The organism is Streptomyces enissocaesilis, from assembly GCF_039533765.1.
Classification (GTDB): domain Bacteria; phylum Actinomycetota; class Actinomycetes; order Streptomycetales; family Streptomycetaceae; genus Streptomyces; species Streptomyces enissocaesilis.
On record NZ_BAAAUD010000017.1, the window covers coordinates 18378 to 44236 of the forward strand.

The 25859-nt window shown below is 67.3% G+C and carries 16 protein-coding genes; 6 read left to right on the forward strand and 10 right to left on the reverse strand.

Annotation, left to right across the window (positions count from 1 at the left end; all coding sequences use genetic code 11):
- Positions 1-184 precede the first annotated feature (184 nt).
- Positions 185-4888, forward strand: a complete 4704-nt coding sequence (locus ABD374_RS08365; RefSeq protein ID WP_344493034.1) for an RHS repeat-associated core domain-containing protein — start codon at positions 185-187, stop codon at positions 4886-4888.
- Complete coding sequence (locus ABD374_RS08370) at positions 4888-5574, forward strand: Lsr2 family DNA-binding protein (protein WP_344493036.1); 687 nt, start codon at positions 4888-4890, stop codon at positions 5572-5574. Before ABD374_RS08365 ends, ABD374_RS08370 begins: the two co-directional genes overlap by 1 nt.
- Positions 5575-5752: 178 nt before the next feature.
- On the opposite strand, the gene ABD374_RS08375 is transcribed toward ABD374_RS08370, so the two are convergent.
- Positions 5753-6415 (reverse strand): HNH endonuclease family protein, encoded by a 663-nt coding sequence (locus ABD374_RS08375; RefSeq protein ID WP_344493038.1) that lies wholly within the window; start codon positions 6413-6415, stop codon positions 5753-5755.
- Positions 6416-6722: 307 nt separating this feature from the next.
- Here ABD374_RS08375 and ABD374_RS08380 point away from each other — a divergent pair, with 307 nt between their 5' ends.
- Positions 6723-7187 (forward strand): hypothetical protein, encoded by a 465-nt coding sequence (locus ABD374_RS08380; RefSeq protein WP_344493040.1) that lies wholly within the window; start codon positions 6723-6725, stop codon positions 7185-7187.
- 39 nt (positions 7188-7226) lie between these two features.
- On the opposite strand, the gene ABD374_RS08385 is transcribed toward ABD374_RS08380, so the two are convergent.
- Positions 7227-8651 carry a NucA/NucB deoxyribonuclease domain-containing protein gene (locus ABD374_RS08385; protein ID WP_344493042.1) on the reverse strand — a complete coding sequence of 475 codons (1425 nt, stop codon included), beginning with the start codon at positions 8649-8651 and terminating at the stop codon, positions 7227-7229.
- A 381-nt stretch (positions 8652-9032) separates the two neighbouring features.
- On the opposite strand from ABD374_RS08385, the gene ABD374_RS08390 reads away from it, so the two are divergent.
- Positions 9033-10550 (forward strand): restriction endonuclease, encoded by a 1518-nt coding sequence (locus ABD374_RS08390; protein WP_344493044.1) that lies wholly within the window; start codon positions 9033-9035, stop codon positions 10548-10550.
- A 60-nt stretch (positions 10551-10610) separates the two neighbouring features.
- Here the strand turns inward: ABD374_RS08390 and ABD374_RS08395 are convergent, their stop codons facing one another.
- The 8 genes from ABD374_RS08395 to cas3 all read right to left on the reverse strand — a co-directional run bounded on the left by ABD374_RS08395 (position 10611) and on the right by cas3 (position 21343).
- Entirely contained in the window at positions 10611-11420 is an 810-nt protein-coding gene (locus ABD374_RS08395; RefSeq protein WP_344493046.1) for an AAA family ATPase, read from the reverse strand.
- Positions 11417-12976 (reverse strand): Mu transposase C-terminal domain-containing protein, encoded by a 1560-nt coding sequence (locus ABD374_RS08400; protein WP_344493048.1) that lies wholly within the window; start codon positions 12974-12976, stop codon positions 11417-11419. Before ABD374_RS08400 ends, ABD374_RS08395 begins: the two co-directional genes overlap by 4 nt.
- Positions 12977-12998: 22 nt before the next feature.
- Complete coding sequence (cas6e, locus tag ABD374_RS08405) at positions 12999-13643, reverse strand: type I-E CRISPR-associated protein Cas6/Cse3/CasE (protein ID WP_344493050.1); 645 nt, start codon at positions 13641-13643, stop codon at positions 12999-13001.
- Positions 13640-14449: a type I-E CRISPR-associated protein Cas5/CasD gene (gene cas5e, locus ABD374_RS08410; protein ID WP_344493052.1), complete on the reverse strand. Its 810-nt coding sequence runs from the start codon at positions 14447-14449 to the stop codon at positions 13640-13642. Before cas5e ends, cas6e begins: the two co-directional genes overlap by 4 nt.
- Positions 14446-15609: a type I-E CRISPR-associated protein Cas7/Cse4/CasC gene (gene cas7e, locus ABD374_RS08415; RefSeq protein WP_344493054.1), complete on the reverse strand. Its 1164-nt coding sequence runs from the start codon at positions 15607-15609 to the stop codon at positions 14446-14448. The genes cas5e and cas7e overlap by 4 nt, the downstream gene beginning before the upstream one ends.
- Before the next feature lie 246 nt (positions 15610-15855).
- Positions 15856-16506, reverse strand: coding sequence for a type I-E CRISPR-associated protein Cse2/CasB (gene casB, locus ABD374_RS08420; protein ID WP_344493056.1), 651 nt, complete (start codon positions 16504-16506; stop codon positions 15856-15858).
- Positions 16506-18044, reverse strand: coding sequence for a type I-E CRISPR-associated protein Cse1/CasA (gene casA / locus ABD374_RS08425; RefSeq protein WP_344493058.1), 1539 nt, complete (start codon positions 18042-18044; stop codon positions 16506-16508). The genes casB and casA overlap by 1 nt, the downstream gene beginning before the upstream one ends.
- A gap of 314 nt (positions 18045-18358) precedes the next feature.
- Positions 18359-21343, reverse strand: a complete 2985-nt coding sequence (gene cas3, locus ABD374_RS08430) for a CRISPR-associated helicase Cas3' (protein WP_344493060.1) — start codon at positions 21341-21343, stop codon at positions 18359-18361.
- Positions 21344-24089: 2746 nt separating this feature from the next.
- Between cas3 and ABD374_RS08435 the strand changes: the two genes are divergently transcribed.
- Together ABD374_RS08435 and ABD374_RS08440 are read left to right on the forward strand one after the other, a co-directional pair.
- Complete coding sequence (locus ABD374_RS08435) at positions 24090-25340, forward strand: IS256 family transposase (RefSeq protein WP_344493062.1); 1251 nt, start codon at positions 24090-24092, stop codon at positions 25338-25340.
- Positions 25337-25855 carry a GNAT family N-acetyltransferase gene (locus ABD374_RS08440; protein WP_344493064.1) on the forward strand — a complete coding sequence of 173 codons (519 nt, stop codon included), beginning with the start codon at positions 25337-25339 and terminating at the stop codon, positions 25853-25855. The genes ABD374_RS08435 and ABD374_RS08440 overlap by 4 nt, the downstream gene beginning before the upstream one ends.
- Positions 25856-25859 lie beyond the last annotated feature (4 nt).

The window sequence follows — 25859 nt, forward strand, 5'->3', positions numbered from 1 at the left end:
CATGCCGAAGGTCCGTCCCCAGGAGTTTGGGCACCGTCGAAACTGGTTCTTGGGGCTCTGAAAGAACGAAGGCCCTGTGGGGCTATTGGTCGATCAGTTACGGTGCAGATTCGCGTATGCGATGATCAACAGTGATCGGTGGGGCGTGTGCGCGCTGGCGTCTTACGGGGGAGGTTGACGGGGGATGGGCTACGTTCTGCCCGGCTGGCTGGATGAGATTCTCGATTTTATCGGCATCAGTTGGCCGAATGTGGATGAGGATGACTACCGCGAGATGGCCGATGCCATGCGGGAGCTTGCGGATGACTTCGAGGACCATGCGGGCGAGGTGAACGGGGCGGTGGGCCGCCTGCTGTCCTCCAGCGAGGGCATAGCGGTGGATGCCCTGGCGGAGCACTGGGGCAAGGTCAAGTCCTCGCATCTGGAGCAGCTGCCTGAAGTGGCAAGGCTGTTCGCGGATGCCATGGATGTGGTTGCGGACGTCATCTACGCCATGAAGGTCAAGGCCGAGATCGAACTGGGTGTGATGGCGGCCTCGGTGGGTATTTCGGTTGGCCTGGCGTTTGTCACTGGCGGTTTGTCAGCGCTGATCGGGGCAGCGCAGATCACGGCGATGCGGGAGGTGGTGCGCCGGATTATCAAGGAGGCCGGCGACCAGATCGTGGACCAGGTACTGACCATGGTGACCGAGCCAGTCGCTGCCAAACTGGAGGAGATGGTCTCGGACGCTGTCCTGGAGTTGGCCACGGACGCCCTGGCACCTGAGGGAAAAGGCGGCAGCTCGTCGGGCGCCTCCGACATGAACCTCAACTCGGCGGGCGGCTCGACAGGCGGTGGTATAGGGCCGGGCAAGACCGGCAACCTGCGTATCGACCACGACGAGTACGAGAAGGGCGCCAGCCACCTGGACCGGGTCAGCAAGGACTCCCTCGCCAAGCTGTCGGGCCCCCTGGACCGCGCCCACGGCGCGCACAGTCGCACCCGCGGCAAGGACCCCTTCACCGCGCCCATCGATGGCGTGCTGGACGGCGCCACGAAGGGCATGAAGAAGGCCGTCCGAGCGGTCATCAAGCACACTGGCGAGACGGTGCCCAAGAACGTGCGGGACAGCTCGCGCAGGCACAAGTCCAATGAGCGCGGCACAGCCGATGCCCTGGACAAGATCCTCAAGGATCGGGATGGGAAGGGCGGCCCCAACCCACCATCTAGGGGCGGCGATACGCCCGGCGGACACAAAGGAGCGGCCGAGACCAAGCCGGATCTACTACGCAAGGCGCGCGATGACCCGCGCCGGCATGGCGTTCCGATCAACATGCGGAAGTGTGAGAACGACCCGGTGGACGTGGCTACTGGCCAGATGGTCCTTCCGCAGACCGATCTCAGCCTTCCTGGGATCCTGCCCCTGGTCCTCAAGCGCACTCACGTCTCGGACTATTCGTTCGGTATGTGGTTCGGTCGTTCCTGGGCCTCGACGCTGGACGAGCGGATTGAGGTCGACATCCGCAACAAGGCCGTGTGGGCCCGCGAGGACGGTTCGCTGCTCGTCTACGATCAGCTGCCGACCCCACAGCAGCCGGAGGTGCTGCCCCTCGAGGGACCTCGCATACCCCTGCATCGTGTCAGCCCACTCGGCGCCCCGGAAATGGAGTTGGCAGTCACCGAGCCGCAGTCGGGGCTGACCCGCTATTTCTCTCGGTCGTCCACTGAGGGCTGGCAGCTGTGGCTCACCACAATCGAGGACCGCAACGGGAACCAGATCGACGTTCACCGGGATGCGTCCGGCATGCCACTCTCGGTCACGCACAGCGGTGGCTACGACGTCACGATCAGGGGGGACCGGCACCTGGGCCGCATTCGTGAGCTTGCACTGCGCACCCAGGAAGGGGACGAGGACACGATACGCGTGACGGCGTACTCCTACGACGCGGCAGGAAACCTCGGCGGGGTGACTAACTCCTCCGGGCGGGCCCTGACGTTCAGCTACGACGCTGAGGCCCGCATCGCCGCATGGACCGACCGGAACGACTCCACCTTCCGCTACGTGTACGACAGTTCGGGCCGCACGGTTCAGACCATCGGTCCCGATGGCTATCTGTCGTCGATGTTCGCCTATGACGCGGAGCGCCGGGTCACCCGCTACACCGACTCCACCGGCGCCACCACCACGTACTACCTGGATCAGCGGCTTCAGACCATCGCCGAGGTGGACCCCCTGGGGCAGACCACTCACTTCGCGTACGACACCCGGGGCCGACTCCTTGAGCAGACCGACGCGCTGAACAACGCCACTCGCTTCGAACGCGACGACCAGGGCAACCTCATTGCACTGATCGCCGCCGACGGGATCCGTACCACCGCCGAGTTCAACGACTTCAATCTGCCCGTGGTCGTCACAGAGCGCGGCGGCACGCAGCGTCGTTTCAAGTACGACACCAGGGGAAACCTGACTGCCGTCACCGGTCCAGATGGCGCCCTCAGCCAGTACGAGTTCGACGAGTACGGCCACGTGACCGCCGTCCGCAACCCGGCTGGCGCGGTTACCCGCATACGGAACAACGCTGCCGGGCTACCCATAGAGATCACGGCACCCGACGGCGCTCGCAGCACCTTCTCGCGCGATGCCTTCGGTCGCATCACCATAGCCACTGACGCCCTCGGCGCAACAGTCCGCCAGGGCTGGACCACCGAGGGCAAGCCTGCCTGGCGTGAACTGCCCGACGGTACCCGCGAGGAGTGGACCTGGGATGGTGAGGGCAATCTGCTCAGCCACACCGACCGCACCGGCCGCACCAGTACTCACACCGCCACCCACTTCGACCGACGTGCCACCACTCACAGCAGTGACGGCGGTGAGTACCGCTTCACCCACGACACCGAACTGCGCCTGGCCACCGTCACCAACGCCCAAGGCCTGGAGTGGCACTACCACTACGACCCGGCCGGCCGCCTGATATCCGAGACGGACTTCGACGGGCGCACCCTGACCTACGAACACGACGCACTCGGACGCCTGATCCGTCGCACCAACGCCGCCGGTCAAACCCTGACGTACGAGCGCGATGTTCTCGGCCGCGTCCTGCACCTGCGCCACGACGACGGCGCCACCTCTACATTCGCCTACGACGCAACTGGCCACGTCTGCCATATGGCCAACGCCCACGCCCGCATCGACCTGGAACGAGACCGGGCGGGACGCATCGTGACCGAACGCGTCAACGGCCTTGCTCTGATCCGCACTTACGATGCCATGGGGCGCCGCACCCACCGACGCACTCCCTCGGGCGCAGACAGTACTCTCACCTACGGCGAACGCGGACTGACCGCCTACACGGCAGGCGAGCACACCTTCCGCTTCGAACACGACGCCCTGGGCCGCGAAACCACCCGCACCCTCGATGAGACCCTCACCTTGCACCAGGACTGGGACCCCGTCGGCCGCCTCGTCCACCAGTCCTGCACCAGCCCACACGACACCCTGCTCGAGCGCGCCGTCGCCTACCATCCCGACGGCACACCGCACACCGTCGACGACAGCCGCTATGGCCGAAGCACTTACACCGTCGACGAAGCCGGCCGGATCACCGCCGTCAGCGCACATAAGTGGAGCGAGCACTACGCCTACAACCCTGACGGCGACCAAACGCAGGCCACGCTCCCCGCCCAAGCCCCCGGCCAGAATGCCGCCGGAGAGCGCCACTACACCGGTAGCCGCATCACGAAGGCCGGACGGACTCACTACCAGTACGACGCGCAGGGCCGCCTTGCCGAACGCCGCATCACCACGCTCAGCGGCAAGACACTCATCTGGTCCTTCACATGGGATGCGGAAGACAGGCTCACCCACGTTCGCGCTCCCGGCAACACTCACTGGCGCTACCTTTACGACGCCCTCGGCCGCCGTATCGCAAAGCAGCGCCTGGACCACGAAGGGCACATCGAAGAATCCACCACCTACTGCTGGGACGGCGGCCAGTTGGCCGAACAGCAGAACAACGGTGTCACCCTGGTGTGGGACTACCTGGGCCTGCAGCCTCTGGCGCAACGCGAATCCAAGGCCGACGAGACCCAAGAAGAGATCGACCGCCGGTTCTTCGCCATCGTCACGGACCTCACCGGAGCCCCCAGCGAACTCATCGGTCCCGACGGAGCGCCGACCTGGCGCGGCCGCAGCACCGCCTGGGGCGCGACCCAGTCACACCGAGATGCCACTGCCTACACACCGCTGCGATACCCCGGTCAATACTTCGACCCGGAAACCGGCCTCCACTACAACGTCAACCGCTACTACGACCCCGACCTCGGCCGCTACACCTCGCCTGACCCCCTCGGTCTGGCTGCCGCCGTCAATCACTACACCTACGTCCCCAACCCCTTCACCCTGGCCGACCCGCTCGGACTCGCGGGTTGCGAGAATGATCCCACCTGGGGCGGGCGGGTTGTCTTCGTTCGGGACGAGCACGGCCGCCCGTACGAAATGCACGCCACCGTCACCCGCGACATGCTCGACGAAGGGACCCACGCCGACAACAGACTGCGGCCGCCCGGTTTCGTCCACGGAACAGACCACAACCAGGCCCGCGGACACCTGCTGGCCCGGATGCTCGGCGGGTCCGGCGACACACTCGATAACCTGGCCACACTCACGCAGAACCCCACGAACAGCCCTGACATGCGGGACCTCGAGCAGTCCATTTATAACGCCGTGTCCCCCGATAACGGTGAGATCGTCCAGTACAGCGTCTACCTCGAGTACACCGACGACAATAAAGATTCCGTGCCCAAGTGGATTCAGATGGAAGCCGAAGGCAACAAAGGCTTCAAACTTGAGGAGACACTCAAGAACCCTGACCACGCCGCACAACAGGACCGACGCCGCCGAGGAATCTAGTGACTGCCTTCGAATCTCTGACCCGACTCTGCTCGCCACCCGACAGCACGCCTCGCCCCGTCGAATGGCGATCTGTAGAGGCCCAACTCGGCATTCAGCTCCCCACCGACTACAAGGAACTCGCGACTGCCTACGGCCCGGGGCGCTTCGCCGACTTCATTCACATCTACCATCCGCACGGTTACACCCCGTACGTCGACCTTACCGGCCCCATGCCCGCCAAGATCCGTGCCCAGCTGCAGAGGGACTACGACCAGGGCACACACCCCGTTCCGTATGACCCCCGGCACTTGTTCACGATGGGAGGCACCGACAACGGTGAATACCTCTTTTGGATCACTGACCCACAAGACGCCCCCAACACTTGGCGGATTGCCGTCAACGAAGCTCGCGGCCCCCAGTGGTTCACCTTCGACGGCACCGTGACCGAGTTCCTCGTGTCGGTGCTGAGCGGGGAAACGGCCGTACCTCAGTTCCCGCGGGGCCTCCTTGAACGGCCGCCCAGCTTCGTGCCCTCTGATCCCAGCGCCTGGACTCCGCCTCCAGCTCCGGCCCGAACTCCTGTCAACACGAACGAAATCCGGGAATGGGCCCGAAGCAACGGTTATGAGGTCCCACTCCGCGGACGCATCCCCGCACCAGTTCTCGACGCATGGGAGCAGGCCCACCGAGGAGATGAGTCGTAGAGCTCTGCCCCATGGGCGCGCTTCACCAGCTACTCGTGTGAGTGGTGACGAAGCGCTCATCGATACGCCGCCCACACCGTCACCTGCGGCAAGACCCGACTGTCTCGTAAGCCCAGCACCGATCCAAGCGGATTAAGCTCATGTTCTCAGTGCCGAGCTCGAGCACGGGAGCAGTGGGCTACGGGGCGGCTTCGAAGGTAACGGTGATGCTGGCGCAGCCTTCGGCCGACATCTGCAGGGCGTCGTGCTCAGAGGTGTCGAGGGTCAGGTCCCAGCGGAGTTTGGTGGTGACCCAGTCGGCCGCGTACTGGCAGTGCACGTCGGCGGCCGGGGGCAGCCACTGGGCAGGGTCCTTGTCGGCCTTCGCCCGGTTGGAGCGGGTGGTCACGGCGACCAGGGAGCGCTCGGCGTCGAGGTCGTTGGCGTAGGCCTCGCGGCGAGCCGCAGTCCACTGCGAGGCCCCGGAGTTCCAGGCTTCGGCGAGCGGGACCATGTGGTCCACGTCTAGAGCGGATGCTGCGGTGACGTGCTGATTGTCGTAGTAGGAATGCCACATTCCCCCGGTCAGGGCGCACCGCTCCCCCACTGAGGGGGCCTCAGTGGCTTCGGTGATGAGGACTTCGGCGCGGGTGTTGCAGCCGTCGTTGAGTTTGCCGACGTTCCAGTGCTTGAAGCTGGTGCGCTGGTATCCGTCGCGGGACTCGGCAGCGAAAGCAAGCCGCTCGATGCCCTCCGTGAGGGAGATGGTCTCGGCGGCGTGGGCGGGTACAGACATCGTCGTTGTCAGGGGCAGGATGGCGAGCGCGGCGGCCGAAGCGGCCCGCAGAAGAGTCCTGATCACAGCCGTATGCGTAGCGTCTTCCGCCGGTTGGCCCGGGTCCGTAGGGAGTCAACCCACTCGTATGGATGGATCAGGCCACTGCAAAAACGATGCGCCAAGGGCTCCTTGTCCACCGTGGCGAAGTGCTGTGCTTACCCGCAGGCAAGCCAGCCAGGTCCTGGTCTTCGGGTTGGCTGTGGCCGTCTGCAGCACTCGTCGGCATGGCCGGAAAGCGGCGGGAGCGGTGAGGGCTCTTCCGCGGTGTTCCAGTCGGGCCTATACGATCTCGCGCGAAGGCAGGGTGGTTGACGAGTACAAAGGAGTAGGCGTGGCGGGACTGGTCCAGCAGCAGGAGCTCAGTGTCGAGGTCGACTTCTTCGGGTTCGGTTTCCAGGAGGTGGACGATCGGTTCGTGCCGGTCGGCTACCCGGAGGGGCGTGTTCCGGAAGCGTTCTTGACGGAGCATCCCGGCCGTATCGATGTCGAGAGCGGCGGGCACACCCACACTGCTTCCCTGACTGTGGAGGTGTGGGACGCGGAGCCTCCTTTTGCGGAGGGGCGCGAGGTGTGGGAGGAGCAGGGTGAGGCGCGGATTCACAGCGCGTCCGGGGAGTTGGCGCTGTGGGCTGTGGCCGGCCCCATGCCCGAGTACGTGAAGCTTCCCAATGCGGGCAGGCAGTGGCGGGTGCGGGTCTACTGTGCGGGCCGGGAGGAAGTGCGGCGCTTGGCCGAGGAGTCGGTGCCGGAAGGTGTGGAACGGTATCTGGCACAGTTTTGGCCCGTTGATGCATGAAAGGCGGGGCAGGAGCTGGGCTGCTGCCCCGCCCGGCTGTCAGCTGATTTTGACGATGAAGCCGTCGTCCATGCCGTCGATGAGGCGGTTCTTCGTGTAGAACTGCGAAAGCAGGATGCCCGCGTCCCGGTTCTCGGCGCTGCTCACGGGCAGCACGGAGAAGTTGTTCTTCTCAGCGTGCGGGTCGTATTCGGTCTGTGCGCACCCTTCGTATGTGGTGGCGAAGGGGAACTCGTCGCATTGCTTGCCGCCGTCGGTGTAGTTCGGGCCGAAGTGCCTTCGGCAGTTGGTGACGGCGCGGGCGCGGTTGTCCTTGCGCCGCCGCTCATCCAAGTACAGGCGGTGCAAAGGGGTCTTCGCGTTCTGTCCGGGGACCTTTTTGAGGGCGTTCGGGGGCTTGGTGGCGCCCGGGTTGGTGTAGGCCTTCTTGATGTGCAGGGCCACGCCGCGTTCTGCGGCTGTCTGCTTGGAGCTGTAGTTCAGCGTCGCGAGATAGCTGAACACGGCGCTTCCCTTGTTGACCGGGTTACCGCCCCCGGTGGAATTGTTCAGGTACTTCGCGGCATCCCAGCGCGGGGCGATCATGAACGGCTTGCCCGTCTTGGGGCTCTCCCCCACCCATCCGGGCGGGAGCGTCGAGGTGATCTCGGGCTGGTACACCGCGAAGACGGTATCGGCTGCTCCTGCCCCGGTGCCCTGCCCGGGGGCGTAGCGCACGGTGTGCTTGAAGTGCGCCGGGTTCATCAGCCGCAGCTCTTGCCAGGTTCTAGTGACGGGCAGGTTCCCGCTCTGGGTCGGCTTGGCCGCGGCCGGCCAGTCCTGCGGGATCTTGGGCTTGATGCCGATCTTGAGGCCGGATGCGCCCGTGGTGCCGATCTGAGTGAAGTCGACGACGTCGTAGTCGAAGTGCATGGTGCGGTCGGCTTCCTTGGGCACTGTTGCCCGCACGTATACCGTGAACGTGCTCGTGCCGATGGCACCGCTGCGGCGCTGCCACACCGTGGTGACCTTCAGCCCCGTACACACCGCGAAGCGGGACTTGATGTAGACCTTGGCATCACCGGCCATTTTCCGCTTGCATTCGTCCAGCGACATCGCACGAGAGGGCGCCGGATACGTGACGGCCATCGGCGCCGCCAGCGCCTGGCCGGATGACGCCGACGCGGTAGCCGCCGGCGTGCTGGTCCTGGGCGCGAACGACGCCGCGGGCCCCACCGTCTCCAGCGCCGTGCGGACATCGTCAATGCGGCGGCTCTCACCTGTCAGGGCACTGCGCGCCCGCGGCGTCTGCAGTGCGCTCAGCGCGGGTGTAGCTGCACCCGGCAGCTGCATGAAGGTCTCCGCACGCAGCTGCGGCTCCGGCTCCGCCGCGGAAGCCGGCAGTGCCACAGGCACAAGAGCAGCAACCGCCAGCAGCGCCAGCCCTCGTATGTGCACGCCGCCAAGCCATGACTGTCTTTCCATACGTATACCCCCGGGAATCCAGAAGGCGCCCGGCTCACACCAGGCACCTGGTCGACGACAAGGTCTACCGAACCCAGAACCCTTGCGGATGCGAACCCTCACTGAATGGCGCGATCATGACGCCTCCTGGCTCAGACGAAAACCGTGAGCGACGCGGTCCCGAGGAAGGCGGACAGACCGAAGCCGGCAACGGCGTCATCGGCAGCGAACCGTATCGCGAGAGTGAGCAGCCCTCGGCCCAAAACTCGCGTCGGGCATGCGGTGACCGGCGCTCCTCCTCACCGCGGTCTCTCTTGCCGCGATCTGGAGTTGATGTCGCTGGTTGCGCGCTCCACCTATGGGGCAGTGCTTATCAGGGTTGGGCAGAGCGGGGGTGGGGGCATGGCGCGTAAGAAGTCACTGGCAGCTCAAGTGGTGCAGGCGTACCGCGATGCGCAGAAGGCGAAGGCAGCCGAGGCGAAGCGTCAGCAGCAGGAGCAGGCCCGCAGAGAGAAGGCCGCTGCGCAGGCACAGCGGCAGCGTGAACGGGAAGCAGCCAAGCTGGAGCGCGATCAGGCGCAGGAGTGGGTGCGGGCGAAGAAGGAGAAGGAGCGGCAGGAGGCGGAGCAGGCCCGTAAGGCTGAGCAGGTGGTGCGGGACCTGGAGAAGCGGCAGGCGGCTCGGGAGCGTGAGGCGGAGCTGAAGAAGAAGGCCCTGGCGAGGGAGGTGGCGGAGGCCGCGAAGCTGGCCAAGCAGCGTGAAGCCGAGCAGTTGCGGCAGGAGGCGGAGGAGCGGACAGAGGCTGTACGGCAGCAGGTTGCCCTGATGCAGTCGGTGCTGGTGGAGCGCCCTTCAGGTTTGCGGGCTCACCGGGGTGCGGTAGAGGAAGCACTGTTGCGACAGGGGCCTGAAGGACTGATGGCCGCCGTGGACCAGGTACTTGCCGCGGTGCCGTATCCGGAGGGGCTGCGTGGGGCGTGGCGTTCGGCGTTCGCTCCCGAGACGCGAGAGCTGTTGCTGGAGATCGACCTTCCCGGCCAGGATGTGGCGCCGACGGCGGCGCACTACCGGTTCAAGGCGTCCGTGCCCCCTGCGGTGGTGCCGCAGCCACGCAAGGACGCCGAGGTCAAGGAGCTCTACCGGACTCTCGTGGCGCGCCTTTCCCTGCGGGCCATCGACGAGGCGTTCGCGGTCACTCCCCACTCGCTGGTCAACGTAGTGGCGTTCAACGGACACGTGCATTCCAAGGACCGTGCCACGGGGAAAGCGATCAGGCCGTGCCTGGTCAGTGTCCGCAGCAGCCGCGAGACGTTCGAGGACCTGGTGCTGGACGAGCCGGAACTCGACCCGGTGACATGCCTGCGCCACCTCAACGCGGTGGTCTCGCAGCACCCTTACGATCTGGAGCCGGTGCGCCCGGTGGTCACCTTCGACCTGAGCAAGTACAAGCGGGCGCCCGAGGTCGACGTCGTGGCCGGCCTCGACAACCGGCCCGACCTCGTAGCGCTGGACCCGATCGAGTTCGAGCACCTGGTTCGCCGTCTGTTCGAAGCGATCGGGCTCAAGGCCTGGGTCACCCAGGCCTCCCGCGACGACGGTGTCGACGCGGTCGCCACCAACGAGGACCCCATCATGGGCGGGCTGTGCATCATCCAGGCCAAACGCACCAAGAACACCGTGCCCACCGAAGCCGTCCGTGCCCTGGCCGGTGTCATGCACGACAAAGCCGCCGCCAAAGGCATCCTCGTCACCACCGCCTGGTTCGGCAAAGCAAGCCACGACTTCGCCCAGCGCACCGGCCGCATGCAACTCATCGACGGCCGCGGCCTCAAAGCCCTCCTCCAAGAACACCTCAACATCGACGCGCTGATCGGCCTGCCTAAACTCCCACCCGGCTGGGAAACCCGCGACGTCCGCTAACAACCGCCCCAGGGGTGCTTCCGTTGCGCAGCGGCACCCAGTTACGTGCTGGCAAGGCAGTCAACTGCGTTGCGGGGTGTGGCGGGTGGTGGGGTCGACGCGGCTGAGTACCCAGCGGATGAGGTCCTTGCTGAGAGTGAGGCCTGGGTTCACCTCGAGTGCGTCGTGGAGGAGGAGGGTGATTCGTGCCCAGTTCCGGAACGATCCATGGCCAGCCATGTCGTCGGTGTACAGGATCAGTTCGGGCTGCGTGCCGGCCCAGATCCGCTGGTAGGCGGGGATGACGGCCTGGACTTCGGTGGGGGTGAGGGGGCTGAACTGGTACCAGTCGAGGATCCGGGAGTGCAGGGCCTGGTTGTTGAGGATCTTCTGGCGGGCGTTGCCGCTGCCGACGAGGATGATGGCCGCTCGGCGGGCGTCGTCGCCCCACAGGTTGCGGAAGTACTCCAGTGCCTTCGTCCCGAGTCCTTGCACTTCATCGATGAGCAGGACGCGCGGCTGTGCTTCGAGTGCGTCCTGGATCTGCTGGTCGCAGGGGCCGACGGCCTGCGACGGTTCTCCCGGCAGGTCGAGGCGGCGCCAGAGCTGGGTTCGGATTTCGTTCATGTTGGCGCCGCTGTTGTAGCGCAGCCGGACGGTGGTTTCGGGGGCATGGCGGCGTAGGACGGTGTGGACGGCGAAGGTTTTCCCGAGGCCGACGTGTCCGTGGATGCAGACCATGGCGTTGTGTTTGATGGCTTTGAGGATGCGGGATTCAGTTTCGGCTACGGCTTTGGTGGCCATGGCGTTGGCTCCGGTGAGGCCCAGGTAGTGGTCCTGGCTGGGTGGCGGGAGCTGGCTGGGGCGGGGCGAGGTGGTGGGGGTGCTCACGGCTGGTCCTTGGGGTGTGTCGGCGGCTGGGGTGGAGGCGCTGTGTTGGGGGCGATGGGCAGGGTCCATTCGGCGTCGGGTTCGGGCAGCTGGATGAGGTCGGGCAGTGCTTCTGCGGCCGGGTCGAAGCCGTCGAGGGCTCGCAGGTGCTCGAGGGCCTCTTCCTCGGGCATCACGTCCAGGGGTACGGGCGGGGCGGGGCGGGTTGCGGCCGCATAGCGGGTGTTGCGGTTCTTCTCGGCCTTCTTCAGCTGGGCGCGCAGGCGGTCGGCTTCGCGTCGCCGGGCTCGTTTGAGGCTGAGGCTCTGCTCCCGGGTCGCTTGTTCGGCCATGACGGCGGCGCCGAGGTGGCGGCCGGATTGTGGGTCGTAGAGCTCGACGCGGTGATCGTGGTGCGGGAGGTAGCGCAGGCTCACTTTTTCGCCAACGCGGCCGTGCATCCAGTCGGCGATGTAATTGCGTTGGCGCCAGCGGACACCACCATTGTTGATGACCAGGGGCTTGCCGTGGCGTTCGAGGGTATAGGTGTGGAGATCTTCGGCGGTGACGGTCTCGATCAGCGCGGGGTCCGCGTCCCACGCTTGGCGGGGAGTCTGGCCACGCAGGCTCTTGAGGGTGTTCTCGTGGTTCCAGCGGTGGACCCATTGGAGGACCAGGCCGACGAACGCTTCGAAGTGGAGCAGCGGTTGGTCGGGGTCGACGGGTTTACCGCCGCGGAGGGTGGGGGCGTGGGTGTAGCCGGGCATACCGGCGAACAGGGTCTTTTTGATGGCTCCGTTGACTGCTTCGACGTTGCCTTTGCCTTCGGGGGTGAAGGGGGGTAATTCGATGATTTCGGATCCCAGGACGCCGAGTGCTTCTTTGACCGTGGTGCACAGGAATTCTTTGCCGCCGTCGACGCGTACGTACAGGGGGATGCCGCCGAAGGGCCCGTGGTGTTCGTCGATGAGGACGGCGTCGCGGATGGCGACGAGGACGGCTTCGCGGCTGGGGCGTTGTGGGGTGATGGCGAGGCCGCAGATGGCGGAGGTGGCGCAGTCGACGAAGAAGGTGATCCATGGTTTGCGGATGTGGCCTTCGACGCGGACTTTGACGCTGGCTTCGACGTGGTCGGTTTCCCAGGCGTAGTTGCGGTGGTGGCGGTCGCGTTCACCGGATATGTCGAAGCGGCGGCGGGCCTTCTCACCGCCGCGGAGGCCGGCCCGTGCCCCCGGTGTGAGGGCTCTGTTCGCGGCGCGGTGGAAGGTGGGCAGGGACGGGACGGGGTGGCCGTCGGCGCGCAGTTCTCGCCACGCGGCGGTGGCGTTGCCGCGCCAGCGGGCCACCGCGTCGAGCATGCGCGGGGTGAGGGTAAAGCAGGGGCGGCCTTGGGGTTGGTAGGTGCCGTTGTTGGCGCGGGCGTTGGCGAGCCAGCGGTCGACGGTGCGGGGGTCGACGCCGAAGGCGTCGGCCACGCCGATGATCCGGGAGCGGGTGAGCTGTTGTGACTGTTCGAGGGTGTAGAGGCGGTGCATGGCGGCAGAGCGCAGGGCGTTCTGGTCAGGGATGTGTGGCATGACGGCGGTGCTCCCTCTGAGGTCAGGCGGGGGCGAGTGAGAGGAGGCCGGCTCCGTAGCTCTTTGCCCTGCCGATGCCGTTCTTCAGGGCGTGGGTGAGGAGACCGTTGTCGGTGATGTGGGCGACGCCGTCGAACTGGGTGAGGGTGAAATAGGGGGACGAGCGTGTGCTGCGGGCGCGAGGGAAGGGCCTGGGGAGGGAGGAGACGGTGACGGGTTCGAGTCCGACGGCCGCAGCCCGGCGCCGCCACCAGGCGATGGCCTCGTCGCCGGTGAGGTGGGTGATTTTGCCGCGGCGCTTCCCGGTGACGGGGTGACGGGTGGGGCTGCCTGCGGAGCGGGCGATGGTGGGGGCGGCGGTGATGCGGTAGCGCATGGTGCGCCCGGGTGTGAGGGAGTTCAGCAGAGGGGCGAGGTCGAGGGTCCGGGCCGTGCCGTAGCTGGTGGGCAGGGCGGTGAGGTCGGGTGTGTGGTCCGTCTGCACGAGAAGGGTGGGGTCGGGTCCGGGTTCGGTGCGGAACAGCATGCCTGCTATGGCCCGGGGGGTGGGGCTGATGAGGTCGGGGACCAGGCGCATGAGGGTCTTGTGGAGGCTGTCGACGTCGGCGAGGTCGGCTTTGGCCGCCGCATTGTGGGGATCGAGGACGATACGGGTGAGGTTGGTCATGCGGATTCTCCGTGCACGTACGCGGTGAGGGTGTCGATCGGTCGGGGTCCTGCGTAGAGGTGGACGGGGAGGTGTTCGGTGGTCATCCACAAAGGGCGGGGCAGGTGGCGTCGGGCGTGAGGGGTGAGGTTGACGGGTTCGCTGGTGCTTTCCCGGTCGGGTGGGGTGGTGGGGTCTGTGCCGGGGGGTGGGTGTTCCCAGACGAAGGTGGTGGACAGGTGCGTGTCGGTGGGGGCGGGGGGCCTGTTGCGGGTGAGGGGAGCGCGGGTGAGGAGTTCGGTTATGGGGTCGGGGCTGTGGGCGTTGAGGACGAGGGGTTCGTCGGGCAGGCAGGCGCGCCGGCCGAGGAACAGTCCGAAGCGGGGCCGCTCCAGGGATTCTGCGATGTGGTGAATGAGGGTTGCGGGCCCTTGAACGGCGATGGTGAAAACGGCGCCGGTGAGGTAGTCGCGGTGGGTGACGAGCGTGGCCTTTGCCTGAGACCGCCGGGTGCCGTCGCCGCAGAGAAGACCTTGTTCGCGCGGGTAGCCGCCACCGACGGTGTGGAAGTCGCGGTAGAGGGTGCCGGGCTGGTCGATGCGGATGGTGAAGGTGAGGTCGCGGTGGCTGGGGGCGGTGGTGTCATCGGGTGACTGCAGGTGAGGGTAGGGGTCGAGGGCGTGTTCGCGGGGGCGGCCCTGGGCAGCGGCGAACATCCCGATGAGTTGGGAGCGGGTGGGGAAGGCACACGTGTCGCGGTAGTGGAAAACGCCGCGTTCGCCGGAGGACTGGAGCAGGCCTGCCAGGCGCAGGACAAGCCCGGTCACGGCCGGCCTACGGGGGCGAGAGCAGCGGTCGCTGCGGCGGCGCAGGCTGCGGCGAGGTCGTCGAAGGACGTGTGGTGAGCACCGAGGTCCTTGACGGGCTTGGCGGTGGTGACAGCGTGCCCGTGGGCGATGAGGTGGCGGGCCCCGAGCAGACGGCTGATGGTGGCGGCGTAGTCAGTGAGCGCCTGGCGGGCGGGGGCGGTGTAGCCGCCCTGGGGGGCGGCTTTGACGGGCTGTTCGAAGGCGGCGCCGTAGGAGACAGAGCGGCGGTCGCGGATCGTGTAGTGGACGAGGTCGGGGACAGTGTGCGGTGCGGTGGACGTCTTTTTTCCGCCCGGCATGCTCAGGATGAAATGCCGGACGAAAAGCTCGACGAGGTCGTTGACGGTGTCAGCGGGGGTGGAGGATCCGAGGTTGTGGTGGAGGTCGGTGATGTTGATGGTCGCGAACCGGTAGAAGAGGCTCGTGGTCAGGAACGCGGTCTGCAGATGGGCGCTTCCCGAATCACCGTTCTGGGGCAGGTCTTCCACCGCGGTGAAGAAGTCGGGCTGCGGGTCGCTGCGGTGCACGGAGAAGGCGGGAGCCATTTGTACGGCTGCTTCGACGTGGCCGGCGGGCAGTTCGGCGAGCATGCGCCCGAACAGGTTGATGCTCGCGGTGCGACTGGTCAGGTGCGCGGCGAGGTCTTTGGTGGGCAGGATTGGGGAGATCTTCTTCTTGGGGCTGTGGGCGGCGAGTGCTTCCTCCAGTTCGGTGCGGTGCTTTTCGCACAGGGCGACGAGGTCGTCGATGACGCCTGTGGGGAGGTAGAGCATGGCCTGGGTGCGGTAGCCCTCTTTGGCGTTGTGCTGCAGGCCGTCCTTCTTGGCCGAGTGAACGATCTGTGCGGAGGCGAACGTGGCGAGGTCCTCGGGCCACTGGGCTTCCTGCAGTTTCCGGGCGACGAGGGGCGGAACCATGCGGGTGCGGGCGGCGTGCTCTCCCAAATCCTGTTCGACATTGAGGCGGATAGCACGCTTCCATGCCTGAGGGGAGACGAGGGCCCTCGTCGCGTTCCCGAAGGAGATGGTCTTGGGGTCGTTGTCCGCGTCACGGTTGAGGTTCGCCGCAGTCACGGGGTGCAGGACGTGCAGGTCGAGGAAGCGTGCCGGAGTATGCATGAGATGACTCTTTCGGTGAGGCGGCGGGCATACCGCCGGGACAGCCCCATGGGGTACGTGGTGCCGTGGGCTGCGGGAATGGTCGGGGCCGGTCTATGCGCCGTCGCCGGCCGGTCCAGGCCGGGCGTCCGGGGCCCGAGGGGCGCCGGACGGGCCCGGAACGTGAGCTGCCGGGCGGTCCGCGCCGGGGTGATGTGCCGGAGGGCAGCGCCTGCAAAAAGGGACGGAGCCGGTTGAGGCGAGGGTTCAGGAACGCCGCGGCTCGGGGGTGGCGAGGTAGAAGGCGTCGCGCCAGCGCAATCCGACCTGGTCACGTTGGTAAGGGCGCTGCACCAGGTCGTAGAGGAGGACACCCCAGTCAGGGGTGACGCCGTCTTTCAGGAGCCGTGTGACAGCGGCGGGCAGGCGACGGTGCAACTGGTCGTCGCTCAGGCGAGTCAGAACGCTCAGGAGATCCTCGGTGCGCTCGGCGCCATGGCCGGCTTTGCGTACGGCGGTTGCGAGGGTGGCGCCGAGGTTCGGCCGGGCGAACCATGCCTCCGGGTCTGGAGGCGATGGTGCGAGGGGCGGTTCGACGAGGGGAACGGGAGAGACGTGGGGTCCGGGATCGGCTCCCACGGTCATGAGACCAGTACCGTCGTCCGGGTCGGGGCGCACGCCTGGGGTGTGGGCCTGGGGGCCGGCCGTCGCGATGAGGCTCGCGACGGTGTAGTAGGCGCGGCGCCCGGCGCGGCGCGCGGTCCGCCGGGAGAGGTAGCGGTCCATGGGAGCGCACTCTTCGACGGGCCTGCCTCTCCCCCGGCTGAGGCGGACGCGGACACCGGGTTCGGCGCACAGGAGGTGGATGTGAGCGACGAACGCGTCGCAGGAGGCGCGGTGTTCGGCAGTGGTGGGCATCAGGCGGCCTTCCGAGGTGCTGAGGGCCGGCGGTAGAGATCCCTGACGGCATAGGCGACAGCGCGGGCTGCGGAGTTGTGGCTGATCCGGGCGGCTTCGGTGACCTCCCGCAGAGCGGCGGCAGCCGCCGCGGCGAAAGCGGCGGGTGCGTCGGCGTCGGTCTCGTCCAGGAGCCGCCAGAACACTGTCTCGGCCTTCGGCCAGTACCGGGTCAGGGCCTTCTTCGCCCAGGGGGGCTGTGTGGTGCGGCTGTGGGTGGCGGTGTCCCAGGCTTCTTTGGCGACGGTCGCCAGCCGTTGGGCGGTGTGTTCGGCTTCCCGGCAGCACTCGGCGATGCGCTGGGCTTTGACCGGGTCGTGTTCCTGGGTCCAGTTCAGCAGCGGTGGGGTGATGGCGGTGTACCACTGCCGGTCGGTCGCCTGGCTGCTGTCCTGGTCGAATCCGTGGACGCGGATCCGCAGGCTGCGCCGCACGGGTTCGGGAAGGTCGTTGAGGGTATCGAAGATGGCCGGCCGGCGGTGTGTGCCGTGTTCGTCCGGGGCCAGGAGCAGGGTCTCCAGGTCACGCCACCATGCGCGGGACGCGTCGGCGCGGTGGAGGGTACGGCGCCGGGCGACGTTCTTGCGTTCGGGGATGAAGCGGTAGGCGAGGTAGGGGTCGGTGATGATCGGCTTGGGCTGCTGGGTGGCCCAGGTTATGTAGGCGTCGGTGACGGTGGCGCCGCCCTGGCCGGGCACGAGGAGGATCGCGTGCCGGCTCAGGCCGGTCAGTTGTCGGCCGGGCCAGGTCGCCGTGCGGAGCGGGGCTTGCGGGTCGGGTGGTGCGGGTTCTTCCCAGGGGCAGGCATCGGCGCCGGGTGGCTGGTCGTCGCCGGTGAAGGCGGGCACACCGGCGAGGAGAGTTTCGTGCAGGGTGCGGCCCAGGGGGTGGAAGGAGACGCTGGCGCGCAGGGGGCCACTGCTGTGCTTCGCGATGGTGGTGTTGTCGATGGTGCGGAGGGTGCTTTTGCCGGGACGCCCGAAGCAGTGGTGGATGAGCAGGATCTGCAGGGCCTCAGGGGTGGGCACGGGCTCGGCGGTGTGGTGGCCGTGCGCGCTGAACCAGGCCAGGTTGTTACCGCCCGGGCGGCCGGGCACGAAAACGTTGATGCCGGTGCTGTGGTCGCACTGCGTACGCAGCGAGGGATCCTGCAGCCAGGGCCGGATGGGGTCGAAGACATCCCAGGCGTGCTGGTCGAAGTAGGCGTGGACGGCGTCCGGGTCGAAGCGGCCCTGGTCCAGACAGCGGCGGCGCAGGGCGTTCCATTGGGAGGCGGTGAGCTCGGGGTCGTCCAGGCCGGTGATCCGAGCGGTGATGGAGACCAAGATCCGTAGCAGGGCGGAGGCTGCCGGTGGGTGGGGCAGGGCGAGATCTTCGATGCGGTGGGCGTCCAGGAACAGGGTTAGCAGGCCTACTTGGTCGTACTGGGGGCCGGTGCGGACATCGACCCAGGGTTTGTGGGCGACGCTGAACGTGGCGGGAGGGGGTAACGAGGGCAAGGGTGTCTTCCGGAGATAGGGAGGGGCGTGCGGAGGCGGGCCGCGGGGGTGCGGGCAGCCAGGGCCGGGTGGTGTTCTCGGGTGGTCTGCTGCTGTGGGGCAGCGCGGCGGCGGGGGCCGGCCGAGCGCGACCAGGTGTTGCGCAGGGGGCATCGCAGCGCCCTTATGGGGCGAAATGGTGTGCGATGTGCGACCAGGTGTTCGGTGGTGCGGGCACAGCGAATCATGCCGTCGCAGCGCCTCACTACCGGCGAGAAAGTCCGATAATCAAGTAATGGCGCGATGCTTTCGGTAATGATCTTCACGCACGGTGATCATTGCTGCTTGTGGTGCAGGAGGCCGAGCTCTTCGTCCATGCGGAGCCAGTGGTGGCCGAAACACTGCCCCTTCTCATGTTCACTCTTCCGTGTGACAGGTTCGGTGGGCAGCAGCAGGGTGTCGGCGAGCAGGGGGTGCTGCTTCCAGCTCGCGGGTGGCTGGTGCGGCACGGAAGCACGGGCGACCCAGGCGGCCGGGACGGGCAGTGTGTGTTCCAGAATGCTGCGCAGGTGGCGCGGGCTGAGGTGCTTTTGGTCCGGGAGCGGGAGAAGGCCGGCTGCGTCGAGGGTCAGGGTGCCGTCGGGGCCTCGGTAGCAGGGCAGCAGGCGGCGGGGCTGGACCCCAGGCCGGGTGGCCGCCTGGGTGGTGGTGAGGTGCTGGCGGTGCAGGTCGGCCAGGGAAGAGACCCGTTTCGGCGGGGGTATCAGGTGGATGGCGCTGAGCTGCTGCTGACGGCTGGTGCGGGTCTGGTGTGCGGCTGCCAGCTGCTGCAGGCGCATCGTCTCCGCCGCGAAACCGGAAGTGACGCCGTGGACCTGTTCAACGAGAGGCTGAACATCGTCGGGTACAACGAGGAGTTCCTTCTCCAGGTCCGGGAGGAGCCGGGCGGTTTCATGGAGGGTGACGGAGGGCTCGACCGTGCCCCAGCCGGGCGGAAGGGCGGTCGCCCCGCGGGAGTTGACCGGGTGCAGCACCGTCAGTGTCGGGCTGGTGTCACGGTCCCACCAGGCAGGCCGGCGGTCCTGTCCGGTCCACCGGCGGGCAAAGCGGCCCAGACGGCCCAGACGCTGCAACAGCCGTGCCAGAGAAGCGAGATCGCTGACCATCAGATCGACGTCGATATCCAGGCTCACGTCGAGAAGGCTGGTGGTAACGAAGATGCGTCGGGCCGGACGCGGGCCGACGGGCCCCAGTTCGTGGCGGAGGTTTCCCAGTGTGTTCTGCCGTCGCCGCTCCCTCACCCGGGAGTGGACCAGAACCAGGTCGTGGGGCGGACCGGTCCATATGCGCCGCAGGTACTCGTAGGCGTCCTGAGCGTCGGCGACGGTCGCGCACGTCACGACCGCACACCCGCCGTAGCGGATCACCGGCTGGAGCACGTCGGCGATCACGGCCAGGCGCTCCCCCGCCTCGACGCTGCGGCCGGCCTGTCCGAGGCGCCGGTAGGTGACCGGGCGGATACGGATGCGGGCGGTCCTGCGCTGGGCTGCCCGTTGCTCACTCTGAGCTGGTTCGGACATGTGATGGGCGGTGGCGGTCGCCGCGTCCGCGAACAGCCACCCGGGATAGCCGGGGGTGAACGAAACACTGTGGAGACCGGTCCGGCCGGCTCCGGACAGGTAGGCCCGCACCAGTTCGGTGGACGTGGAGGCGGGCATCGTCGCCGACAGCAGGACGACCGGACTGTTCAAGGCTCCCAGCCAGTTCAGCAGGCGCAGCAACTGGAGCTGGCTGAACGGGTCCAGTGCGTGGGCTTCGTCGATCACGACGGTCTTGCCGGAGAGAGCCAGCATGCGCAGCGCGCTGTGGCGGACGGGCAGGACGGCCATCTGCGCCTGGTCGGTGGTGGTGACGGTGTACTGGGCCAGGAGCGCGTGGTCCCGGCCGCGCAGCCACCGGTCAGGGCCTGCGGTACCCGGGCCGTACTCGGTTTCATCGCCGGCGAGAAGGTCGTCCTGTTCGTTGGCGAACGGGTCGTCGGCTGGTCCGTCCAGGACGGATGTGTCCGCCGGGGACAGGCGCCGGTTGGTGTATGCCTCGTTGAGGTCGCTGTGGTGGTGCACCAGCGTCACGGGGGCGTACTCGGGCTGGTGGGCGCGTACGTACCGGTCCAGGACCTCGTAGGCCTGGTCGGCTGCGGCCGTTGCCGGGAGCAGCCATGTCACCCCCTGAGTACCGCAGTGCTCGTTGAAGATCCGCGCCATCTCCAAGGCGGTCACGCTCTTGCCCGCCCCCATGGCATCCGTGACCACCACGATGCCGCTCCCCCGCTCGGCGACCAGCCGCGGCAGCTCCTCCATCACGGAGGATTGAAGAGCGTTGGGCACCTTAAGTCCCGGATGAGCGATGGTGAACGGAACCTGGTCCAGTACGAAGCGGGCAAGGCCGAGCCGCTCGACTTCTTCCTCGGCCTGCTGGCGGGCGTGACTGTAGTGCTCGGCGGCGGCGAAGGACGGCGTGTGCGCGTTGGGCACCCAGTACCGGCGCTGGCTCGCGACCCGGTCGGCGACCATCGTCAGACCCGTGATCAGCACCGCAGCCTCGGCCGACATCCGACCCGGAGCCTCATCGACGCCGAACAGGTGCCACAGCAGCCGGGTGTAGCGGCGGCGCAGATCCTGCCACACGGACCCGCCCAGGGCGGCCTGGGCCCGGCGGCCGGACGCCGCCCCGTCCACATCGAGTTGCAGGAACCGGCCGTGGTGCCCGCCCAGACACTGAGCAGCACGTACGGCGGGGCTGTCGTTGCCGCCGACGGCGAATCCCAGCTCGCCCAGAAGACGCAGTCCCGCGTGCATCGACGCGCGTGCGTGCGGCACGTTCACCACCGGGCCCGTGTCCGCCAGCAGGTCATCCCCCAGACGAATGCGCGCCGAGGGCTCACAGAACTGGAAGTTCGGGATCAGCTTCCCGATGTCATGCATGGCTGCCAGGAAAGACACCAGCGAACGAGCCTGCTCCTGCGGGACTTCGAACCCGGCACTGATGACGTTGCGTTGGCTCGGGGTCAAAAACCGGTCCCACAGTACCGCGGCCACCGCACCCACATCGATCAAGTGGAACAGCAGCGAATACGCCATCAGCGTCGCGCGATCGAACTTTCCCCACGGACAAAGGTCCACGCCGCCGTACCGGGCGTCCTCAACAGCTCCCATCCCCCCACGCTGACACCTCCTGGAGCCCGCAACCGCATGATCACCCAAACCCAGAGCAACCAACCTCGTGCCCGTAGAATCCACGCTCCGCCCGTCCATCTTCATACGGGCCTAACCTCTGATGTGGCATCATCTCCCTAGCAAGCCGCGAGTAAATGACAGGCAAAGCCTGTCAGAATGACCAGGTCAAAAAGGGTAGAGCCCGCGCGAGCGGGAGTGACGCGACGTTCGTTGCGTCCGGTCTGGCCCAGGCGATGTAGAGCCCGCGCGAGCGGGAGTGACGCGCCGCGCCGGAGCCGGGCTACCTCGTCCGACTCGTAGAGCCCGCGCGAGCCAGGATGTAATGCCCGCTCGAGCGGGCGCAGAAGCGACCCGATGGTGTGCTCGTTCGCCAGGACTGCAATTCGTAGAGCCCGCGCGAGCGGGAATGACTCTGACCGCATGACCGGCCACTTCATCTGCCTCCGATGAGGCTCGCCCAAGCAGGAGTGCCTCGAGCTTGTTGTGATGTGCGTTCTTCGCTCACTGGTAGAGCCCGCGCGAGCGGGAGTGACGCAGACTCTAGAGCGTCCGCACCGCAGCCGCCGCAGTAGAGCCCGCGCGAGCAGGAATGAGCCGCTGTATCCGGCTGCCGGGCCAGCTCCTCCAGGTAGAGCCCGCGTGAGCGGGAATGACCCGACTTTGCCCCGGTCAACGACGATTATCTTGGTTCAAGCCTGCGCGAGCGGCAATGACCCTCGCAGGGCCCGCCCGGCGATCTGCAGCAACTCGTAGTGCCCGCGCGAGCGGGAGTGACCCAGACTTCTTGTCCAGAACGGTGACCGCCGCTTTGCAGAGCCTGCGCGAGCAGGAGTGACCCGAGGGGTGTGGTGGTGACGTTGATGCCGGCGTAGTAGAGCCCGCCAGAGCGGGAATGCCCGCGCGAGCGGGAGTGACTCGATCCGTGACGCCACCATCGGTTCACGCTTGAGGTAGAGTCCGCGCGAGCGGGAGTGACACGCAGCCGCTCGCCGACCTCGTCACGGAGTTCGGGTAGAGCCCGCGCGAGCGGGAGTGACCCGGCGAGCTGCTCCGCAGTCGGGATGTCCTTTGTGTAGAGCCTGCGCGAGCGGGAGTGACCTGAGGCTCTGGGCGGTGTGAAGCCCCAGTTCCTGGTGAAGCCTGCGCGAGCGGGGGTGACTCGCGTTGCGCACGCAGCCGCATGAGTCTGCTGCGGTGGTGCTTGCGCGAGCGGGAGCGACCCGTCGGCCATCTCGGCCTCAGCCTGAAACTTGGCGTAGCGCCTGCGCAAGCAGGATGGACTCGGCAAAGTCCGCGCGAGCGGAACTGGCCCGTAGTTGTCCGTCACCCCACTCGATGACGGAGACGTATGAGCTCGCGCGAGCGGGAATGACTCGGTCCGCTCGATGATCGCTTTGCGGGTGGGTAAGTAAAGCCCGCCCGGGCGGGAGTGAACCGCGACAGGCCGAACGGGTCGTGAACGAGCGCATGTAGAGCCCGCGCGAGCGGGAGTGACCCGCCGGTGAGCCAGACCTCGGAGTCGGGGTGCAGGCAGCGCCCGCGCGGGAGTGAACCGGATTCAAGAGTGTCCGCACCGCAGCCGCCGCAGTAGAGCCCGCGCAAGCGGGAGTGACGCGCTGATGTCGGTGCGGCGCGCGCCCAGGCGCGGGTAGAGCCCGCGCGAGCGGGAATGACGCGACGAGTACGTACTCGCCCACGCCCATGTCCTGGTAGAGCCCGCGCGAGCGGGAGTGACTCGGCCCGATAGCGGACGATATCCTCGCTGGTCGGGGAAAGCTGCGCGAGCAGGGGTGCTGCACGACACCGGGCCTTGGCGCACCGGTTGGGGTCGGGGTAAAGCCTGCGTGAGTAGGAGTGACGCAGCGATGTACTCCAAGTTCATTTCGACGATGGGGTGGAGCCCGCGCGAGCAGGAGTGACCCGGATTCTTCGCTGCTCGTAGCCGTGGGCTGGAGGTAGAGCCCGCGCGAGCTGGAGCGACGCGTCCAGCGGGTTCTCCCCAGGCGAGGGGGAGTCGTAGAGCCCGCGCGAGCGGGAGTGACACGCCATCTACCTCCACCAGCACCACTACGGCCCGGTAGAGCCCGCGCGAGCGGGAGTGACACGAGCTCCCAGCCCTCGGGGGTGCCGGAGTCGTCGTAGAGCCCGCGCGAGCGGGAGTGACACGGCGCTGATCGCACGGTCAGCACAGTGCTCGGCGTAGAGCCCGCGGGAGCGGGAATGACCCGCAAGTCGTAGAGTCCGGCTTCGTCTACGACATGCAGAGCCCGCGCGAGCGGGAGAGACTCGTCGATTTCTTCGATGTTGGGGACGCCTACGGAGCTGCGGCAAACAGCTCGTGAAGCAGTCGACCGAGGGTTCGCATCCCCCTGGCGCCATGACATGACACCCCTGTGGGCCACCTTGTGGCCTTATGGGCTCGAACCAGACGGGACACCGTCCCCTGAGCCGGACCCCCGGCCCCGCCTCCGCCTCCGTGGTAGACGAAGCCAGGATGACGGGCTGGCGTCGATAGTTGCACGACGACACATCGGCCTCTTCGTGCCAGTACCGTACCTCTGACGCTGCGAGCGGGTGGACCACGCTCTCTCGCCCCGGAAGCTGGGGCTGGTAGACGAAAGAAGGACGTGCGCTCGCGTAACGCCCGTGGTTGTGAGCTGGCGTTGGGAGACAGGCCGGGTCGGGGTTCGCAGTGCGAGAATCGTTCGTCAGAGCAATGCTCAAGACCTGTGGATCGACCTCGGGTTGGACGCGAAGGGCGTACCTTCCCGAGTGATCGATAGGTCACCGAGTAGACCGACGTTGCACCGTCGGTTGGGAAGGCACGCCCATGCTCAGCGTAGTGAACGAGGACGGCACCACCGAGACCGGCTCCCTGATCGACGACATCGTCCGGGAGGGTGCCCGGCGGATGCTCGCCGCCGCATTGGAGGCTGAAGTCAACCAGTACATAGCCGAGTTGGCCGACCAGAAGGACGAGCGGGGCCGACGCCTGGTGGTCCGCAACGGCTACCACCACGAACGCGCAGTCACAACCGCCGCGGGTGCCGTGCAGGTCAGGGCGCCGCGGGTGAACGACCGCCGGGTAGATGAGGCCACCGGTGAGCGGCAGCGGTTCTCCTCGAAGATCCTGCCGCCGTGGTGCCGGAAGTCCCCGAAGGTGTCCGAGGTGCTGCCTCTGCTGTATCTGCACGGGCTGTCGAGCGGGGACTTCGTGCCCGCTCTGGAGCAGTTCCTCGGCTCGGCGGCCGGGCTGTCGCCGGCCACTATCACCCGGTTGACCAAGCAATGGACCGATGACCACGCCGCTTTCCAGGCCCGTGACCTGTCCGACTCCGACTTCGTGTACGTGTGGGCCGACGGGGTGCACCCCAAGGTCCGCCTCGGCCAGGTGCACTCCTGCGTCCTGGTGCTCATGGGTGTGCGCGTCGACGGCTCCAAGGAGCTGATCGCGCTGGACGAGGGGCTGCGGGAGTCGACCGAATCCTGGGCCGACCTGCTGCGGGACTGCCGTCGGCGCGGCATGCGCGACCCCGCGCTGGTGGTCGGCGACGGTGCGATGGGCCTGTGGAAGGCCCTGGCCGAGGTGTTCCCCGCCGCCCGCCATCAGCGGTGCTGGGTTCACAAAACCCGAAACGTGATCAACGCCGTCCCGAAGTCCGCGCAGCCGGGAGCAAAGAAGGCGCTGCAGGAGATCTACAACGCGGAGGACCGCGCTCACGGGGAGAGGGCCGTCAAGGACTTCGCGGCGACCTACGGCGCGAAATGGCCCAAGGCTGTCAAGAAGATCACCGATGACATGGACGAGCTGCTGACGTTCTACGACTTCCCCGCCGAACACTGGATCCACCTGCGCACGACCAACCCCATCGAGTCGACCTTCGCCACGGTGAGACTCCGGACCAAGGTCACCCGCGGCGCGGGAAGCCCGGCCGCCGCCCTCGCGATGGTCTTCAAACTCGCCGAGTCCGCCCAGGCCCGCTGGCGCGCGGTCACCACACCCCACCTCGTCACCCTCGTTCGCGCCGGCGCCCGCTTCGAAAACGGCCTCCTCGTCGAACGCCCCGAGGCGGCAGCGTGAGCACCATCGTGGCCCAGGCCATCAGCACCGCGCGGCTGGACCTGCTGCCGCTTCACGTCGAACATGCCGCAGAGATGGCCGCCGTGCTGTCCGATCCCGCCCTGCACGCCTTCACCGGCGGCACACCGGACACCCCGCAGGCCCTGCGCTCGCGCTACCAGCGCATGACCGCAGGCTCTCCCGACCCGGCCGTCTCCTGGCTGAACTGGGTGATCCGGCTCCGCGGCGAGGCCTGTTTGACGGGCACGGTCCAGGCGACGATCAGCCCTTCCGGACACGGCCCCATCTCCGAGGTCGCCTGGGTGGTGGGCACCCCGTGGCAGGGAAGAGGCATCGCCACCGAAGCAGCCCGAGAACTCGTCGACTGGCTCAGCCAGCAGCAGGCGCAGACCGTTATCGCCCACATCCACCCCGAACATCAGGCATCCGCTGCCGTCGCCACCGCAGCCGGCCTCACGCCTACCGGCGAATGGCACGAAGACGAGATTCGATGGCGCCGGAGTATCAGGCGATAACTTC